This window comes from Thiolapillus sp. (genome assembly GCF_048562965.1).
In the GTDB taxonomy this organism is placed as follows: Bacteria; Pseudomonadota; Gammaproteobacteria; order Chromatiales; family Chromatiaceae; genus Thiolapillus; species Thiolapillus brandeum_A.
Genome location: NZ_JBHNMF010001246.1, coordinates 1 through 756 on the forward strand (window position 1 = coordinate 1; position 756 = coordinate 756).

Genomic DNA, 756 nt, shown 5'->3' on the forward strand with positions numbered 1-756 from the left:
TTTGGTTAAAGGCGTGTCTCACTAGCAGAATCACGTTATTTGTGAAACATTGAATAGTTGACAGCATACGGAACACTCATTGCCCTGTAAATCATACGTTCTCAACCTGTTCCACAAACGAACATTTTTGGCGCTGTCGCGGCCACCATTGATTTTTCTGTGAAACCGGCTGTTTTTGTGTTTCAATACCCATCTCAAAAACAAAGTGTCAATATTCTTCTCTCAGAACGGATTATGACACATTTTCTGGAGCAATTTTCGTGCTGGTTGGCTATGCCCGCGTCTCAACACCCTCTCAAAGTCTGGATTTGCAAATCAAAGCGTTGAAAGAAGCTGGGTGCGACAAAATCTTCTCGGATATTGCCAGTGGTGCCAAGACAGCGCGACCTGGGCTGAAAGATGCCGAAATGGTTCTGCGGGAAGGTGATGCCTTGGTGGTCTGGAAATTGGATCGCCTGGGGCGCTCTATCCAACACCTGATCGAGTCCATTAACGCACTCAAGGAAAAAGGTATTGGTTTTCGCAGCCTCCAGGAGGCCATCGACACGCAAACCAGCGGCGGCAAACTGGTATTCCACATTTTCAGCGCTCTGGCTGAATTTGAGCGTGATCTCATCCGTGAACGCACGAATGCCGGATTGGAAGCAGCTCGCGCCCGAGGAAAGAAAGGTGGCCGTCCCAAATCATTGGATCAGCCAAAAAACATTACTCTGCTCAAGCAGATGCACGCCGACCCCAACTATTCGATCAGCGATA

1 protein-coding gene is annotated in these 756 nt (G+C 48.4%); it reads left to right on the forward strand.

The genetic code is table 11. The features are described from left to right. Window positions 1–260 precede the first annotated feature (260 nt). Window positions 261–756, forward strand: a 496-nt coding sequence (locus ACOCD2_RS23575) for a recombinase family protein (RefSeq protein WP_419590599.1), incomplete at its 3' end; no start/stop codon positions are given.